We start from the raw sequence: 17,398 nt of genomic DNA, 5'->3' as shown, positions 1-17,398 counted from the left end.
CCCCCACGCCGGGTTTCGAGCACACCGTCATCATCTCGATATATGACACGGTGTTATCTCAAGCCGGGTTATCTCAGGCTGGCTTGTGCGGCCGTCGCAACAGTGGGGGCAGGAACGCAGCACCGGGTGCGCCGTTGCCGTCGGCGGCCCGATCGGCCGGGTTGGAGATGGTGCAACGCCGCAGCGACAGGCAGCCGCAGCCGATGCAGGAGTCGAGCCCGTCGCGCAACCGCTCCAGGGCCGCGATCTGATCGTTGAGTCGCCCGCGCCAGTGCGTCGTGATGCGCTGCCAGTCGGCCTTGGTGGGGGTGCGGCCGTCGGGCAACCGCTCGAGTTCGTCGCGGATCTCCTCCAGCGTCAGCCCGACGTTGGATGCGGCCCGGATGAATGCGAGGCGGCGCAGCACACTGCGCTCGAAGCGGCGCTGACCCCCGGAGTTGCGATCGGCATGGATCAGCCCCTGCGCCTCGTAGTAGCGCAGCGCGGACGCGGCGAAGCCGCTGCGTTTGGCGACGGTGCCGACGGGAAGCAGATCGTGTGTGTCCATGAAGAACCCTTCTCTCTCATGCCGAGAGGACAGGCAATCCCTGAGAGGACAGGCGATTCGGGGTCAAAAACGTCCAAATCCCCTGTCCTGTCGATCGTCGGGTGTCCTGTCGGCGAAAATTGCCCTTGACTTCAAGTTGACTTCAGCTTGAAGGATGGCATCAATCAACCTGATCAACAAGGAGATTCGATGTCTGACACGAAAGTCGCACTGATCACCGGGGGATCGTCCGGGCTGGGCAGAGAGCTGGTCCGCGCACTGTCCGCTGACGGGTGGCGCGTGATCACCGATGCACGCAACCATGCGACCCTCACGGACGAGACCCACGGTCTGCCCGGGGTCGAGGCGATCCCCGGGGACGTCACAGACTTCACCCACCGCGAGGAGTTGGCGGCCGCCGTCCGTCGCTTCGGACGGCTGGACCTGCTGGTCAACAACGCCAGCACGCTCGGCCCGACCCCGTTGGCCCCACTGGCGGAGCGCACCGTCGAAGATCTGCCGGATGTATGGCGCACGAACGTCGGCGCGCCGTTCGCGCTCACGCTTGCTGTGTTGCCCGACCTACTGGCTCACGACGGGGTGCTGCTGTCGATCTCGTCGGATGCGGCGGTCGAGCACTACGAGGGGTGGGGTCTGTATGCCGCGAGCAAGGCGGCGCTGGACCACCTGACGCTCACCTTCGGCGCAGAGAACCCGGAACTGCACGCCTACGCCGTCGACCCCGGCGACATGCGTACAGCGATGCACCAGGCGGCCTTCCCGGGCGAGGACATCTCGGATCGGCCCGAACCGGCCGCCGTCGTACCCCACCTGCGGCATTTGTGGGAGCAACGTCCCGAATCCGGTCGCTACCGCGCGGCGGACCTGCCCGCGCGTGAAACCGCCGGAGCCCGCCGATGACCGCCCTCGCGGCCCGGCCGCGCACCAGGTTCGACGCCCCCGACGACCGCACCGCACCGGCTCCCGCCGAGAGCCGCGGTGTCGATCGCGACGGTGTGCGACTGCTCGTGGCCTCCCGGGACGGTGTCGAGCACACGGTCTTCCGGTCGTTGCCGGACCACCTGAATGCCGGAGATCTGGTCGTCGTCAACAACTCGGCGACCATCGCCGGCCAGGTCGACGCAAGGCGCGACGGTGCGCCGATCGTGCTGCACGCGGCCACCCCGCTGGATGAGCACCCCACGAAGTTCTCCCCCGCTTCGCTCCTCCGACACTTCGCGGGGACCCCGCACCACAGCACCTGGGTGGTCGAGTTGCGCAGCGCCCCGGACGCGGCCCGTGCAGTGCTGGATGCGCAACCCGGTGACCACGTCGAGGTCGGTCCGCTGGTGCTGACGCTGCGGGCGCCATACCCCTTCGCCTCCTCGCCGACCGGTGTCGGCAACCGGCTCTGGCAGGCCGAGGTCGACGGGGACCTGGTCGAGCACCTCTGGCATCACGGTCGGCCGATCAGCTATGGCTACCTGGACCGCTCGTACCCGCTGGCTGATTACCAGACTGTGTTCGCGACGGTGCCGGGCAGCGCCGAAATGCCTTCTGCTGCCCGACCGTTCACCCCGCAGGTGGTCACTCGTCTGGTCGCCGCAGGCGTCGGAGTGGCACCGATCACGCTGCACACCGGGGTGTCGTCGCAGGAGGCCGGCGAGGGGCCGCAGGCGGAGCGTTTCGACGTGCCCGAGGTGACCGCGCGGCAGGTCAACGCCACCCGTCGCGCCGGTGGCCGGATCGTCGCGGTCGGGACGACGGTGGCCCGCGCGCTCGAATCGGCGGTCAACTGCGAGGGACTGGTGGTCGGCGCTGCCGGCTGGACCGAACGGGTCATCACCCGTGACGACCCGCCCCGGGTGGTCGACGGACTGATCACCGGCTGGCACGACCCGCATGCGTCGCATCTGCTGCTCGTCGAGGCCATCGCGGGGGAGGAGATGACCCAGGCGGCATACGACGCGGCGGTCCGTGAGCGCTACCGCTGGCACGAGTTCGGTGATTCGGCCTTGTTGCTTCCATGAAACGGGGCGTGGTCATAAGCACGAAAAAACCCTGAGACACTGGTAGGGATCCGATACACGTCGTCAGAAAGGACGAAGCCTGTCGGTGCCCGACGCCCTTTTCGGCGCAGCGGGTGCGCGCAGCTTTGACAACTCCATGGCCATGAAGTCCCGCAGCGACGTCCGCAACGTCGCCATCGTTGCCCACGTCGACCACGGCAAGACCACACTCGTCGACAAGATGCTCTGGCAGACGGGTGCCTTCAGCGAACGCCAGACCGTCGAGACGACGGGCGAGCGTGTCATGGACACCGGCGACCTGGAGCGCGAGAAGGGCATCACGATCCTGGCGAAGAACACCGCCATCTCGTATGACGGGCCCTCGTCCAACGGCCAGTCGATCACCATCAACATCATCGACACCCCCGGTCACGCCGACTTCGGTGGCGAGGTCGAGCGCGGCCTGTCCATGGTCGACGGCGTCGTCCTGCTGGTCGATGCGAGCGAAGGTCCGCTGCCGCAGACTCGTTTCGTGCTGCGCAAGGCATTGGCGGCCAAGATGCCGGTCATCCTCTGCATCAACAAGGTCGACCGTCCCGACTCACGCATCGCGGAGGTCGAGGAGGAGGCCTACGAGCTGTTCATGGATCTGCTCGAGGACGCTGACGCGGACGCCGACCAGCTCGACTTCCCGGTCGTCTTCGCCTCGGCCAAGGCGGGCATCGCCTCGACGACCCGCCCCGGCAACGGCGAGCTGCCCGAGGGCGCCGACCTCGAACCGCTCTTCAAGACGATCCTGGAGACCATCCCGGCGCCGGTGTATGACGACGAGGCGCCGCTGCAGGCGCACGTCACCAACCTCGACTCCAGCAACTTCCTGGGCCGCCTCGCGCTGCTGCGCGTCCGCAACGGTGAGATCAAGAAGGGCCAGCAGGTCGCCTGGTGTCGGCACGACGGCTCACAGCAGAATGTCAAGATCACCGAGCTGCTGATGACCAGCGGCCTGGACCGCGAGCCGGCCGAGAGCGCCGGTCCCGGCGACATCATCGCCGTTGCGGGCATCCCGGAGATCACCATCGGCGAGACGCTCGCCGACCCGGAGAACCCGATCCCGTTGCCGCTCATCACCGTTGACGAGCCGGCGATCTCGATGACCATCGGCACCAACACCTCGCCGATGGTCGGCAAGGTCCGTGGCTCCAAGGTCACCGCCCGCATGGTCAAGGACCGCCTCGACCGCGAGCTGATCGGCAACGTGTCGCTCCGGGTGCTCCCGACCGAGCGTCCGGACGCCTGGGAGGTCCAGGGCCGTGGCGAGCTGGCGCTCGCGATCCTCGTCGAGCAGATGCGTCGCGAGGGCTACGAGCTCACGGTCGGCAAGCCGCAGGTCGTCACCAAGGAGGTCGACGGCAAGCTGCACGAGCCGGTCGAGCACCTGACGATCGACACGCCTGAGGAACACCTCGGCACGATCACCCAGATCATGGCGGCGCGCAAGGGCCGCATGGAGCAGATGACCAACCACGGAACCGGTTGGGTCCGTATGGAATTCGTCGTTCCGTCGCGTGGGCTGATCGGCTTCCGCACCGAGTTCCTCACCGAGACCCGTGGCACCGGCATCGCCAACCACGTCTTCTCCGGCTACGAGCCCTGGCACGGGACGATCACGACACGCCTGTCCGGCTCGCTGGTGTCCGACCGCACCGGCGTGGTGACGTCATACGCCATGGTCAACCTGCAGGAGCGCGGTGTGCTCTTCGTCGAGCCGACCACCGAGGTCTACGAGGGCATGATCGTCGGCGAGAACTCCCGCGCCGACGACATGGACGTCAACATCACCAAGGAGAAGAAGCTCACCAACGTGCGCGCCTCCAGCGCGGACAACTTCGAGAAGATCTTCCCGCCGCGCAAGCTGTCGCTCGAGCAGAGCCTGGAGTTCTGCCGCGAGGACGAATGCGTCGAGGTGACACCGGAAACCGTGCGCATCCGCAAGGTCGTCCTCAACGCCGGTGAGCGCGCCCGCACCGCGGCGCGTGCCCGGAGCGCCGCAAAGCAGTAATCATGCGGCTGGTCTTCGTTCACGCCCACCCCGACGACGAGTCGTTGTGGACCGGGCTCGCCATCGCGCACCACGCGGCCCGCGGTGACGACGTGCGTGTGCTCACCTGCACCCTGGGTGAGGAGGGCGAGGTCATCCCCGTGGAGCTGCGTCACTTGCAGCTGCCGGCCGACCAGCCCCGAGCGGAGAACACACCGGACCCGCTGGCCGACCTGAGGCGGGACGAATTGCAGTCTGCCGTCAAGGAACTCGGCGCCACCGAGGTCACCGTGCTGGCGGACGGTGCCTACCGCGACTCCGGTATGGCGGGCACGCCTTCCGCAGCGCACCCGCGAGCCTTCACCGGCACCGACCTGCAGGTGACCAGCGGGAGCATCGCGGCATACCTGCGCGATGTGGCGCCGGACAACGTGGTGACCTACGACGCCCACGGTGGCTACGGGCATCCGGACCACATCCGGACGCACGAGGCGACGCGGGCCGCGGTGGCGAGCCTGCCGGAGCCACCCGCGCTCTACACCGTCGTGACACCGCGTAGCTGGGCGGTCGAGGATCGTGAGTGGCTCGCCGCGCACGCGACGCGACCCGAAGTGATCGTCCCTGCCCCGGAGGAGACCTTCTTGCCGAGCGTGGTGGACGATGCGACGGTGACACACACCGTGGTCGATGACGACGCCCTGGAGCGCCAGATCTCGGCGTTGCTGCGGCACCGCACGCAGGTGAGCGTCTACGACGGCTACTACACGCTGTCCAACAACGTCGCCACGCGGCTGGCCGCGCGAGAGGCGTTCCAGCGGATCGACCCCGCGTCGGGCACGGTGTCGGCGGTGGAGGCGGAGCAGTTGCGGCATACCGGGTTGATCGCATGAGCGAGCAGCGGCACGAAGCGCTGGGACCGTCCGAGGTCGACCCTGACGCCTACCGGCAGGTGATGGGCCGCTTCGCCACCGGCGTCTCGGTGGTCACGACGCGCATCGGCGACATCGATCACGCGATGACTGCCAATGCGATCATGTCGGTCTCGCTGGAGCCACTGCTGATGGTCATCAGTGTGGAGCGTGAGGCGCGCTTCCACGACGCGGTCCTCGAGGCGGGCGCCTGGGGGGTGAGCCTGCTGCCCGAATCCGAGCGAAAGACCGCCGCCTGGCTGTCGACGCGAGGACGTCCGTTGCACGGACAACTGGAGCGGGTGGCGTTCCACCGCGGCGAGCAGACCGGCATGGCGCTACTGGACAACGCCCTCGGCACGCTGGAATGTCACACCTACGACACGGTTGTCGCAGGTGACCACACTCTGGTGATCGGCGACGTACGCTCTGTCTCGATCACAGAACGACCGGGGGACGCCTTGATTTACTATCGCGGAGCATTCGGAGTGCAGCGGTGACCGCCGAGGAGACCGGCGACAACACTGAGCGACCGCGGCGCACGCTGCGCACCTGGCTGCTGGCCGGTGGCCTGGCGGTCGTCGTCGTGCTGGTCGGGGCGTATGTCGCCCTGGCCGCGTCCCAATCGGGGAAGATCCAGCGGGGGACGGTCGTCGGCGGCAAGCACGTGGGCGGGATGAGTCCCGAGGACGCCAAGGCGGAGATCGAGTCCGTGGCAACCAAGCAGGCCAAGGCGCCCGTCACGATCGACGCCGATGGCAAGACGGTCACCCTCGACGCGACGAAGGCTGGACTGTCGATCGACACCGACGGCACTGTCGACGGCCTGAGCGGCTTCTCGCTGAACCCCGCGACCGTGTGGCACCGGCTGACCGGCGACGGGCCGCATCGCACCGTCAGCCCGAAGGTCGACACCACGAAGCTGCAACACGCCGTCGCGACCGCGTCAGAGCAACTCGAGGGCTCCCCGAAGAGCGGCTCGGTGAAGTTCGGCGACGGCAAGGTCGTCACGACCAGGTCGACGCCGGGCAAGGGCGTCGACCCCAAGGCGATCAGCCGGCAGATCGCGGCCGGCTGGCCGAAGACCAAGCACTACACGGCCAAGGTCGCCGATCGGCCCGCGGCGTTGCCGAACTCCGAGATCGAGCGTTTCGTCAAGGAGTTCGCCGAGCCGGCGATGTCCGACCCGGTCACCGTGAAGGCCGGCGGTCAGGACACGACGCTCAGCGTCAAGGAGATCTCCGGCGTGCTGAGCACGACCTTCGACGGCAAGACCCTGAAACCGAAGGTCGACGACAACGCCCTGGCCGATCTGCTCGACGAGAAGAAGACCGCGCTGACCACTCCGGCGGTCGACGCCAAGCTCCGATACACCGGCGGTAAGCGCGATGTGTCGCCCAGTAAGGCCGGCACCGCGCCGAAGACCACCGAGGCCGGGAAGCTCCTGCTCGCGGCACTCACCGCGCCGGACCGCACCATGTCGCTGCCGACGACGAAAGTCCAGCCTGCCGTCACCGCGGCCGAACTGAAGAAGACCACGGTGCACAGCCAGAAGATTTCCGAGTTCGTGTCGGAGTTCCCAACCGGCCCTGAGAACGCCGCCCGTACCAAGAACATCCGCCTCGGGCTGTCCAAGATCAACGGCATCGTGGTGCAGCCGGGTGAGACGTTCTCACTGCTCAACGTGCTGCGGCCGTTCGACGCGGCGCACGGCTACGTCAACGCCCCGGTGCTGGTGGACGGTGTCGACGTCCCCGGCATGGGCGGCGGCATCTCGCAGGTGTCCACCACGCTCTACAACGCGACGTTCTTCGCCGGCGTGAAGCTGGTCGAGCACACCGCCCACGCCTACTGGATCCCGCGCTATCCGATGGGCCGGGAAGCCACCATGCTGGACCCGACCATCGACAACAAGTGGACCAACGACACCGGTCACCCGATCCGGATCCAGGCGGGTATCGAAGGGAACGCTGCCGTCATACGGCTGTACGGCGTGAAGACGTTCTCCGTGTCGAGCACGACGAGCGACAAGTTCGACATCGAGAAGCCCGGCCCGACCAGGCACCTGAAGGGCGACAAGTGCATCCCCCAGGAGCCCGAGAACGGCTTCAAGGTCACCGTCACCCGGGTCGTCAAGGACGGCTCCGGGAAAGTCGTCAAGGACGAGCACCTGACCACCCACTACATCCCCGCCGTCCGCGTCACCTGCAACTGACCGCGACACCGCCTGACCTCACGAGTGACGGCCTCACGGACGACTGACGGCGCCAGGACGCCGTCAGTCGTCCGGCGGACCGTCATTCGTCTGTGGACTGCAGACTCAGCTGATGTCTCGGCCCCACCGGTGGTTTGTCGACGGCTCCAGGCCCGCCGATTCCAGTGCCGCCGCCAGTCCGATGCCCCGTAGGGCATCGAGCCAGACCCAGCGCGCGAACCCCCAACCCATGCGGCGCGCACGGTCCTCGCGATGTTTCTCCCTGACGACGATGTCCTCACTGGCGGTGTTCCCGGCGTCACCGGTCGCGCGGTACTTCCGGTCTCCGTCGAACTCGCCGATGAGGCCCGGCCAGCCGAAGTCGCCTCGGCCGAACTCGCCGCGGTCGTCGACGAGGGGAACCTGGAGTTGTGGCTCGGGGAATCCGTACTCGTAGATCCTGGCCCTGCTGAGGGACTCACCGGGTGACTCCGCACGTGGATCCACCAACCGCGCGGTGAGTACGGCAGCGGCCCGTCCCCGACCGCGACGTGGCACCCGTACTGCTGCGTCCACGATCTCCTCGATGCTGCAGCGTTCCGCCCGGACCGCCCAGTCGCCGGCCACCAGTCCGCACCCGAGCGACCTGGTCCGTGCCAGATCCACGACGGTCCGCGCGGGCGGCGTGACCGGTATGCCGTCGACGAACACGGGCTCGGGCAGGTCGACGACCCGGTGTCGCTGCACCAGCGCACTCGATCCCGCGGCTCCGGCATCCAACATCACTTGCACCCGCGAGGGGAAACGACCGATGACAGGCATCCGCAACATGACCGCTGCCGATACACCGGACAGCATCGGCAACGGAGTGCGCATCTGAGCCGTCGTCGCGAGAATCAGCGCGCGATGTCGTCCGGCAGGAGACAGGTCGGTCCAGCGTTCGGCAGACACGTAGTGACCGGTTCGGACCTTGACGAGTGGTGCGGACCCGATGCCGGCGAGTCGGGACGGCTTGATGCCACGTCGGACGAAAGCGGCGGTCGGCATGATTTCGCGCCGGTCGAGTGGCTGCTCGGACATCGCCATACCATTGCAAAATCGGCCGTGCCGACGCAGAACTAATCCACAGGAGCCCGACTGTGACGGTCTCCGGGTCGACTGACGGTGTCCCGGCACCGTCAGTCGACCCGCGGACCGTCAGTGGTCCGTGGGGCGGGCGTAGTGGTACTCGTGGTGGGTCTGCCATCCGAGAGACCGGTAGAGGCCGACCGCCGCGTGGTTGTCGGCGGCAACCTGCAAGTACTGCAACGGGATTCGTCGTTCGGATGCGGTCCGCTCGGCCTGGCGCATCAGTGCGCGGGCGACGCCGCGACCACGAGCTGCGGGATCGGTGTGCACGTCGAAGACGCCGGACCAGCCGTCGGCCAGTGCGAGTCGCAGGTGCCCGATCGGGCGATCGTCGAGGTATGCCGTGAGGTATGCCGCAGGCCGAACCCGCTCCAGCATCCGGCCCAGAGTGTCGCGGTGGGCGAGCGCTCGCGATGACGCCGTGTGCCACCAGTCGTCCGTCGGCTCGTCCGACACCTCGACCCGCAACGCCGCACCGTTCGCTGCCGATTCGCTGTTCGGCGTGCGTCTCGTCATGACCGAGGTCCGCAGGAAGAAGTGCCAATCCTGTTGAGCCAGAACCGATCCCAGGGTCGATGCGGCCGGGTCGGCGTCGGTCGCGTGCGGCAGTTGGATCAGCGCCGGCTGGTCCCGTTCGGCATACCAGGCGACGACCTGCTCGACGGCAGCATCCAGCGGGACACCCGGATCACCCACGGCCAGAACGGAATTCGCGCGTCCGGTGTAGCCGTTGGCCGCGCGCAGCAACCAGTCGCCGACGTGCGCGGAGTCCAGCGGCGGCATTCCTGCCACCATCAGTGCCTCCAACAGGTCGCGAGCGACGGCTTCCTCGCCGAGTGACGGCGAGTTCGGACCGTCACTCGGTGAAGAAGCCGTCATTCGGGATCGGGTGGGTTGCAGGAGTGGGTGGCTGCGAGGCGCCCGGCGCGGACGAGCGGGCGGGATGCGTTTGGCCAGCACGATGCTTGAGCGATCCACCGGCACAGCGCCGTTGCGGGTGTCGAGCACGACCGCATCAGCAGTGACCTCGGCCACATCGCCGACCACATCGGTCAGCGTCGGACCACCCGGTTCGACCTGCGATGACGCCAGTCGACAGCGCAGCACGACACGGGTGCCCGGCACGAGAAGTTCGGTGAGGTGAGACTGACTGACGGGCTCGGAGGGCACGACGGCATACTAGAAGACGGATATCGACCTATCGGCCGTCGACGTACGGCCACGCATGCTTCGCAGCAGGAGGACCGTTTCGTATGACCTACGTCATTGCACAGCCGTGCGTCGACCTCAAGGACAAGGCGTGCATCGAGGAATGTCCGGTCGACTGCATCTACGAGGGCCAGCGCAGCCTCTACATCCAGCCCGACGAATGCGTCGACTGCGGAGCCTGTGAGCCGGTCTGCCCGGTCGAGGCGATCTACTACGAGGACGACACCCCCGAGCAGTGGGCCGACTACTACAAGGCCAACGTCGAGTTCTTCGACGACATCGGCAGCCCCGGTGGCGCCGCCAAGATGGGTGTCATCCCCAAGGACCACCCGCTGATCGCTGCGCTGCCGCCGCAGGAACACGACGAGTGACGCGCGTCGCGCATGCCCGTCGCTGATCTGCCTGACTTCCCCTGGGACTCCCTGACTGCCGCCAAGGCGAAGGCCGGGTCCCACCCCGACGGCATCGTCGACCTGTCGGTCGGCACGCCCGTCGATCCGACCCCGCAGGTGCTGCAGGACGCGCTGGTTGCGGCCGCCGACGCGCCGGGTTACCCGCAGGTGTGGGGCACTCCCGACCTGCGGGCGGCCGTCGCCGGCTGGTTCGCCCGCCGGCGCAACGCCTCCGGAGTCGACCCCGACTCGGTGATGCCGGTCATCGGCACCAAGGAGTTGGTCGCGTGGTTGCCGACCCTCCTCGGTCTCGGCGCAGGCAGCTCGGTCGGCATCCCGGAGTTGGCCTACCCGACGTATGACGTCGGTGCGCGCATCGCCGGCGCCACCCCGAGGGCAGCGGCAAGTCTGCTGCAGTTCGGCCCGATGGCTCCGAAACTGTTGTGGATCAACACTCCGGCCAACCCGCACGGTCAGGTCCTGCCGGTCGACCACCTGAAGAAGGTCGTCGCCTGGGCCCGCCGGCGAGGTGTGATCGTCGCCAGCGACGAGTGCTACGCCGAACTCGACTGGCGTGAGGACCCGGATGGTCTGACCACTCCAAGCATCCTGGACGACCGCATCTGTGGTGGAAGTCACGAAGGACTGCTCGCGGTCTACTCGTTGTCGAAACAGAGCAACCTTGCCGGCTACCGCGCCGGGTTCGTCGCTGGTGACGCCGCCCTCGTCCAGCGGCTGGTGCAGGTGCGCAAGCACGCCGGGATGATCGTGCCCTGGCCGGTGCAGCGCGTCATACACGCCGCAGTGCAGGACGACGAGCACGTCGCCGTGCAGAAACAGATCTACGCAGCCCGGCGGGCAGAGCTTAAAACCGCTCTGCTGCAAGCAGATTGGCGGATCGACTACTCCGACGCCGGTCTCTATCTCTGGGCGACCCAGGGCAAGCCGTGCCGGGAGAGCATCGACGAGCTGGCCGAGCGCGGCATCCTCGCAGCGCCCGGTGACTTCTACGGAGCGGCCGGCGCACAGCACGTGCGCATCGCGCTCACGGCGACCGACGAGCGAATTTCCGCTGCCGCGAAGAGACTCACTTCTTGACACGGGGTCGCAGCCTGCCCTCGGCCCAGGCTGAGGTACCGTCGATTTCGCTGACTTCCCCGGCAGTGCTGCCGGTTGACGTATAAGGACGGAAAGCAAATATGACTGACCAGGCACCTGCCACATTCCAGGCAGGGGACAAGACCCTCGAGTTCGGGATCGTCCCCGCGACCGAGGGCAACGACGGCTACGACATCTCGAAGCTGTTGGGCGAGACCGGCAACGTCACTCTCGACGTCGGCTTCGTCAACACTGCCTCCTGCAAGTCGGCGATCACCTACATCGACGGCGGCGCCGGCATCCTGCGTTACCGCGGTTACCCGATCGAGCAGCTGGCCGAGAAGTCGACCTTCATCGAGGTCTCCTACCTGCTGATCTACGGCGAGCTGCCGACGCCGGAGGAGCTGGACGCGTTCACCGAGCGCATCCGTCGACACACGATGCTGCACGAGGACCTCAAGGACCTGCTGGCCGCGTTCCCGCGGGACGCGCACCCGATGTCGGTCCTGTCCGCTGCGGTCTCCGCGCTCGGCACCTTCTACCAGGACTCGCTGTCGATCACCGACCGCGACCAGATCGAGCTGTCGACCGTGCGTCTGTTGGCCAAGCTGCCGACGATCGCGGCATACGCCCACAAGAAGAGCCAGGGCCAGCCGACGCTCTACCCGGACAACAAGCTGAGCCTCGTCGAGAACTTCCTGCGTATGACGTTCGGCTTCCCGTCCGAGGACTACGACATCGACCCGGTCGTCTCCAAGGCGCTGGACCAGCTGTTCATCCTGCATGCAGACCACGAACAGAACTGCTCGACGTCGACCGTGCGTCTGGTGGGCTCCGGTCACGCCAACCTCTTCGGCTCCATCTCGGCCGGCATCCACGCGCTGTCCGGTCCGCTGCACGGCGGCGCCAACGCGGCCGTCCTGGAGATGCTGGACAGTATCGACAGCGAATTCGGCGGCGACGTCGACAAGTTCGTCGAGAAGGTCAAGAACAAGGAGACCGGGGTGAAGCTCATGGGCTTCGGACACCGCGTCTACAAGAACTACGACCCGCGCGCCGCCATCGTGAAGAAGTCGGCCGACGAGATCCTCAAGAAGATGGGCGTCAACGACCCGCAGCTCGAGATGGCGATGCGGCTGGAAGAGATCGCGCTGAAGGACGACTACTTCGTCTCGCGCAAGCTCTACCCGAACGTCGACTTCTACACCGGCCTCATCTACAAGGCCATGGGCTTCCCGACCGAGATGTTCACCGTGCTCTTCGCCATCGGTCGCCTGCCGGGCTGGATCGCCCAGTGGCGCGAGATGATGGAGGACCCGGCCACCAAGATCGGCCGTCCGCGGCAGATCTACGTCGGCGAGGGCGCCCGCGACTACTGATCACTGATCCGCATACAAGAACGCCCGGCACCACGCGGTGCCGGGCGTTTTCGTGTGTCGTTTTCGTGCGCATTGCCCGAGATGACTTTCACACGGGTGTCGGGGTCCCCGCGAAGTGCGAAGCGGAGGAGACCTTCGTGGGGTGGCTAGATCGCCGGACCGTAGCCGGTGCATTCCGGCTTGAAGTCGGCCGGGCCGCCGCCGAGCGCGTTCATCGTCAGTTGCAGCGTCGGGCTGTCCAGGAACAGACCGGCGTGACCGGTCGGGTCGTTCGGGCACAGGTTCTGCAGCACGATGTTCTGCGCGCCGGGCAGCGATTGGGTGGCGTACGGCGTGACGACCTGGTCGTGGGTGGTCTGGATGGTGAGGTACTTCGGACCCTGCGGCAGCGGTATGGCGGCCGTCTGTTTCGTGTATGCCGACCCGACCTCCTGGTCCCGCAGGCCGGGGGCGCCGAGCGCCGCGAGGCCGACGTTGAAGATGCCGAGGGCGCCGAGGGCCTGGGCGCCCGTGACGAGCCCGGACAGCGTCGTGCCGTTCGAGCTCTGGCCCCAGCCGACATACGTGCCGACCTTGTTGCCGCCGTCGTGCAGTTTCAGGTAGTTGACGCCCATCGAGCCGCCCTGGCTGTGGCCGACGATGTCGACCTTCTGCGCACCGGTGGAGGCGAGCACCTTGTCGATGAACGCCGCCACCTGGTTGCCGGAGGTGGTCTCGGTGTCGAGGCCGCCGACGCGGTCACCCGCCGACAGCCAGGTCATCCCGAAGTTAGTCGCGAAGACGCAGTAGCCGGCGTTCTTCAGCATGGGGGACAGTGCGACGAAGTTGGCGCCGATGTTGGCGAAGGTGCCGGGCAACAGCACCACCGGGTCGGGGTGTGCCGCGCTCGGCTTGCAGCTCCAATCGTTGGCTCCCGCAACGGAATTCGGGTGGAAGGCATAGCCGACGGCAGCATCGCCCAGGCCGCCGATCGGCAGGGTCGACTCCGCGCGAGCGGCGGGCGCCGCGGCGGTGCTGACCAGGACAGCTGCGGTGCCGGCGCAAGCGAAGGAGAGGGCTGCGGAACGGGTGAGACGCATGTGAAGCCTCCAGGGAAGTTGATTAGTAACAGGCACAGGAGGCTTGTGCTCTGTTGTGGGTTGCAGCGAGCTTGCGAGTCGCAACCCCAACAGAGAATAGGCCTCAGAGTGAGGTGGGTCACACGAACGCTACCTACTGTCGAGTAGGTAGCGGGTGGATCGGAGCCGGGCGGTTTCCGGCTACTTCCCGGTCTCCACGTCGATGCGGACCGCCGTCGGGGAGCTGGTGGGCTGCGCGGCAGCACGCCAGCTCCAGCCGTCGCGCCCGCGGTGTCGCTCCCACGCACGATCACCGACGGTGACCGCGGTGATGTTGTCCGAGTCGGCGTGGGCAACGGCCCAGGACGCGATCGCGAACGCGCCGTTGACCGACTTGGCGCGGTAGTCGACCGAACGCGCACCCGCCGTCGCGTTCAGCCCGCTCTCGTCCCGGAGTTGCTGGACGATCTGCGACGGCGAGCCGTTCTTCTTCGCCGGGTCGAGTCGGCAGCCGATCGCCTCGTGGGCCGCACCGGTCATCACCTTGGTGATGACCTGGCCCTGCGTCTCGTGCTCGGCATACGCGTCCGGGAAGCCGCTCTTCTGGACCTCCTGGGCGGCTTCGCCGATGGGCATCGTCTCCCAGTTCGGGACCTTCAGCAGGGCGTTGTAGAACGAGCCGCTGGAGAAGACCGGGTCCTGGATCTGCTCGGTGGTGCCCCATCCCTGGCTCTTGCGCTGTTGGAAGAGTCCGAGGGAGTCGAGGTCGCCATACGCGAGGTTGCGCAGTTTGGATTCCTGTATGGCGGTCGTGGTCGCCACGATCGCCCCACGCGCCGGGATGCCCTTCTTGTAGACACCGACCGCGACGATCGTCGACGCAGACTGCGTCTGGTCCGGATCCCATTGGTAGTCATAGCTGTCCGCGACGAACTTGCACGTCGGTGAGCCCCAGTTGTCGCGCAGGTGCTGGTAAGCGACGTAGCCGCCACCGGCGATCCCCGCGACCAGCGCGATCGGGATCAGGCAGCCGAGGGTGCGCCGGATCGGTCCGCGCGGGCGGTGCTCCTCCTCGAAGAAGTCCTCACCCCCGAATGCCGCCCACGCCGAGTCGTCCTCGGGGTCGTGGTTGAACCCGTCGACCGGGCCGTCGTCGTACTCCTCCGGGTCGTGCGCGTAGTGCTCAGCGGGGTAGGCGTAGCGAGCCGGTTGCTCGTCGCCGGCGTCGGAGCCCGCGCCATACAACTGATGGACCTCGCGGTCACCGGGGTTGCGGTCGCGTCTGCGGCGTAGGGGCATGTGGGGCGGGTTCGCTGCTTCTCTCGGAGGGGTGGGTCAGTTGGCGTGCAAGGCGTCGTTGAGCGCGATGCCATGTCCCTTGCGCGGCCGGCACTCGACGACACCGGTCGTGGAGTTGCGGATGAACAGCAGACCGTCCTGGCCGGACAGCTCGCGCGCCTTGACGATCGCGCCGTCCGGCAGCGTCACCTTGGTGCCGGCGGTGACGTAGAGGCCCGCCTCGATCACGCAGTCGTCGCCGAGGGAGATGCCGATGCCGGCCTCGGCGCCGATCAGGCAGCGCTCGCCGATCGACACCCGGTCGGTGCCGCCGCCGGACAGGGTGCCCATGATCGACGCTCCGCCGCCGATGTCCGAGCCGTCGCCGACGACGACGCCCTGCACGATGCGGCCCTCGACCATCGAGGTGCCGAGCGTGCCGGCGTTGTAGTTGCAGAAGCCCTCGTGCATGACCGTCGTGCCCTCGGCCAGGTGGGCGCCGAGTCGCACCCGGTCGGCGTCGGCGATGCGCACTCCGGACGGCACGACGTAGTCGGTCATCCGCGGGAACTTGTCGATGCTGTGCACCTGGACCGGGCCCTCGAGGCGCAGCCGGACCCGGGTCTGCTCGAAATCGTCGACGGCGCACGGGCCGTAGTTGGTCCAGACGACGTTGTTCAGGACACCGAAGATGCCGTCCAGGTTGACCGAGTTGGGCAGGACCATGCGGTGGCTGAGCAGGTGCAGCCGCAGGTAGGCGTCCGGGACGTCCGCCGGCGGCGTGTCGAGGTCGATCGCCACGCGGGTCACGCGGGTGCGCACCTGCCGGCGCGGGTGCTCGCGAGCGAGCGCCGCGATGTCGGCCGGCTCGGAATAGGGGTCGTCGGCGGGGGCTTCGCCCAGTTTCGGCGCGGGGAACCACGTGTCGAGGAGGTCCCCGTCGGACGTCTCGGTGGCGAGGCCGTAGCCCCAGGCAGCGCGCGGGGAGTTAGTCATGGCGCCCAGGGTATTCGACGACCTGTGATGATTCCGTGACCTGGTGGGTGGACGCACGTCACATCGGCGGTTCGCCATACGCGAGGATTGCCGTATGGCGGAACTTGACCTGACCCGAGACGTCGTCGACCTCACCGCGGACCTGGTCGACATCCCGTCGGTGAGCCGTGACGAGCAGCAGATCGCCGACGCGGTGGAGAAGGCGCTGCGCGCGCTGCCGCACCTGCGGGTCGACCGGGACGGCAACACGATCGTCGCGCGCACCGACCTGGGGCGCGCGGAGCGGGTCGTGCTCGCCGGTCACCTCGACACGGTCCCGCTGACCGACCCGCCGAACTTGCCGACCCAGCGGGTAGACGGCCTGCTGGTCGGGCGCGGCACCACCGACATGAAGGGCGGCGTCGCCGTCCAGCTCGCGGTCGCACAGGCGATCACCGAGCCGACCCGCGACGTGACGTTCGTCTTCTACGACTGCGAGGAGATCGAGGAGGAGTTCAACGGGCTGCGTCGGATCGCCGCGCAGCACCCCGAGTGGCTGGCCGCGGACTTCGCGGTGCTGCTCGAGCCGACGAACGGTGGCATCGAGGGCGGTTGCAAAGGGACCCTGCGGGTCGATGTCGCCACGAAGGGCATCAGCGCACACTCGGCCCGGCCGTGGAACGGCCACAATGCGATCCACGACGCCGGTGAGGTGCTGGCGCGGCTGGCGGCATACGAACCCGAGACTGTGAACGTCGACGGACTCGACTACCACGAGGCGCTCAACGCGGTCGGGATCAGCGGCGGCATCGCCGGCAACGTCATACCCGATCGGTGCGTGGTGACCGTCAACTACCGCTTCGCTCCGGACAAGTCCGCCGAAGAAGCCGTGGCGCATGTGCGCGCGATCTTCAGTGGATATGACGTGACGCTCGGCGACTGCGCGGCCGGCGCCCGGCCCGGCCTGGACACGCCGGCCGCGGCGTCGTTCGTCGCGGCGCTCGCCCTGCCGGTCACCGCCAAGCAGGGCTGGACGGACGTCGCGCGCTTCTCGGCGATCGGCGTGCCTGCGGTCAACTTCGGGCCAGGCGACCCCAATCTCGCGCACACCGACGACGAGCGCTGCCCGGAGCGGCAGATCACCGAGGCGAATGACGCCCTCTGCCGCTGGCTGGCATGAACGCCGCCGTGTGAGAGATTGACGCC

At 67.7% G+C, this 17,398-nt stretch carries 16 protein-coding genes; 10 read left to right on the top strand and 6 right to left on the bottom strand.

The genetic code is table 11. The features are described 5' to 3' along the window. Positions 1-73 precede the first annotated feature (73 nt). Complete coding sequence (soxR, locus tag IEX71_RS20295; RefSeq protein WP_188838903.1) at positions 74-547, bottom strand: redox-sensitive transcriptional activator SoxR; 474 nt, start codon at positions 545-547, stop codon at positions 74-76. 189 nt (positions 548-736) lie between these two features. Between soxR and IEX71_RS20290 the strand changes: the two genes are divergently transcribed. The 6 genes from IEX71_RS20290 (at position 737) to IEX71_RS20265 (ending at position 7,696) form a co-directional block, all read left to right on the top strand. Continuing rightward, positions 737-1,447, top strand: a complete 711-nt coding sequence (locus IEX71_RS20290; protein ID WP_188838902.1) for an SDR family oxidoreductase — start codon at positions 737-739, stop codon at positions 1,445-1,447. Further along, complete coding sequence (locus tag IEX71_RS20285; protein WP_188838901.1) at positions 1,444-2,556, top strand: S-adenosylmethionine:tRNA ribosyltransferase-isomerase; 1,113 nt, start codon at positions 1,444-1,446, stop codon at positions 2,554-2,556. The genes IEX71_RS20290 and IEX71_RS20285 overlap by 4 nt, the downstream gene beginning before the upstream one ends. Positions 2,557-2,692: 136 nt before the next feature. Beyond that, a complete protein-coding gene (gene typA, locus IEX71_RS20280) occupies positions 2,693-4,594 on the top strand; it encodes a translational GTPase TypA (protein ID WP_188839039.1) in 1,902 nt (633 codons plus the stop codon). 2 nt (positions 4,595-4,596) lie between these two features. Further along, a complete protein-coding gene (locus IEX71_RS20275) occupies positions 4,597-5,463 on the top strand; it encodes a PIG-L family deacetylase (protein WP_188838900.1) in 867 nt (288 codons plus the stop codon). Then, entirely contained in the window at positions 5,460-5,981 is a 522-nt protein-coding gene (locus IEX71_RS20270; RefSeq protein WP_229749908.1) for a flavin reductase family protein, read from the top strand. The genes IEX71_RS20275 and IEX71_RS20270 overlap by 4 nt, the downstream gene beginning before the upstream one ends. Continuing rightward, a complete protein-coding gene (locus IEX71_RS20265) occupies positions 5,978-7,696 on the top strand; it encodes a VanW family protein (RefSeq protein WP_188838899.1) in 1,719 nt (572 codons plus the stop codon). The genes IEX71_RS20270 and IEX71_RS20265 overlap by 4 nt, the downstream gene beginning before the upstream one ends. Positions 7,697-7,801: 105 nt before the next feature. On the opposite strand, the gene IEX71_RS20260 is transcribed toward IEX71_RS20265, so the two are convergent. Both IEX71_RS20260 and IEX71_RS20255 read right to left on the bottom strand, forming a co-directional pair. Next, positions 7,802-8,755 carry a type IV toxin-antitoxin system AbiEi family antitoxin gene (locus IEX71_RS20260; RefSeq protein WP_188838898.1) on the bottom strand — a complete coding sequence of 318 codons (954 nt, stop codon included), beginning with the start codon at positions 8,753-8,755 and terminating at the stop codon, positions 7,802-7,804. Between the two features lie 117 nt (positions 8,756-8,872). After that, positions 8,873-9,973, bottom strand: coding sequence for a GNAT family N-acetyltransferase (locus IEX71_RS20255; RefSeq protein ID WP_188838897.1), 1,101 nt, complete (start codon positions 9,971-9,973; stop codon positions 8,873-8,875). Positions 9,974-10,056: 83 nt separating this feature from the next. On the opposite strand from IEX71_RS20255, the gene fdxA reads away from it, so the two are divergent. The 3 genes from fdxA to IEX71_RS20240 all read left to right on the top strand — a co-directional run bounded on the left by fdxA (position 10,057) and on the right by IEX71_RS20240 (position 12,881). Further along, positions 10,057-10,383: a ferredoxin gene (gene fdxA / locus IEX71_RS20250; RefSeq protein ID WP_188838896.1), complete on the top strand. Its 327-nt coding sequence runs from the start codon at positions 10,057-10,059 to the stop codon at positions 10,381-10,383. Positions 10,384-10,395: 12 nt separating this feature from the next. Next, the gene (dapC, locus tag IEX71_RS20245; protein ID WP_188838895.1) at positions 10,396-11,502 is read left to right on the top strand and encodes a succinyldiaminopimelate transaminase; all 1,107 of its coding nucleotides are present in this window, start codon (positions 10,396-10,398) and stop codon (positions 11,500-11,502) included. Positions 11,503-11,603: 101 nt separating this feature from the next. Continuing rightward, complete coding sequence (locus tag IEX71_RS20240) at positions 11,604-12,881, top strand: citrate synthase (RefSeq protein WP_188838894.1); 1,278 nt, start codon at positions 11,604-11,606, stop codon at positions 12,879-12,881. A gap of 146 nt (positions 12,882-13,027) precedes the next feature. Here IEX71_RS20240 and IEX71_RS20235 read toward each other — a convergent pair whose 3' ends face one another. The 3 genes from IEX71_RS20235 to dapD form a co-directional block, all read right to left on the bottom strand. Further along, a complete protein-coding gene (locus tag IEX71_RS20235) occupies positions 13,028-13,960 on the bottom strand; it encodes an esterase/lipase family protein (RefSeq protein WP_188838893.1) in 933 nt (310 codons plus the stop codon). A gap of 180 nt (positions 13,961-14,140) precedes the next feature. Further along, positions 14,141-15,238, bottom strand: coding sequence for a hypothetical protein (locus tag IEX71_RS20230; RefSeq protein WP_188838892.1), 1,098 nt, complete (start codon positions 15,236-15,238; stop codon positions 14,141-14,143). Between the two features lie 36 nt (positions 15,239-15,274). Continuing rightward, entirely contained in the window at positions 15,275-16,213 is a 939-nt protein-coding gene (gene dapD / locus IEX71_RS20225) for a 2,3,4,5-tetrahydropyridine-2,6-dicarboxylate N-succinyltransferase (RefSeq protein ID WP_188838891.1), read from the bottom strand. Positions 16,214-16,307: 94 nt separating this feature from the next. Between dapD and dapE the strand changes: the two genes are divergently transcribed. Further along, entirely contained in the window at positions 16,308-17,372 is a 1,065-nt protein-coding gene (dapE, locus tag IEX71_RS20220; RefSeq protein ID WP_188838890.1) for a succinyl-diaminopimelate desuccinylase, read from the top strand. The last annotated feature ends 26 nt before the right edge of the window (positions 17,373-17,398 follow it).

Source organism: Flexivirga endophytica (assembly GCF_014640635.1).
In the GTDB taxonomy this organism is placed as follows: domain Bacteria; phylum Actinomycetota; class Actinomycetes; order Actinomycetales; family Dermatophilaceae; genus Flexivirga; species Flexivirga endophytica.
This window is presented reverse-complemented; position numbering and strand designations above follow the sequence as displayed.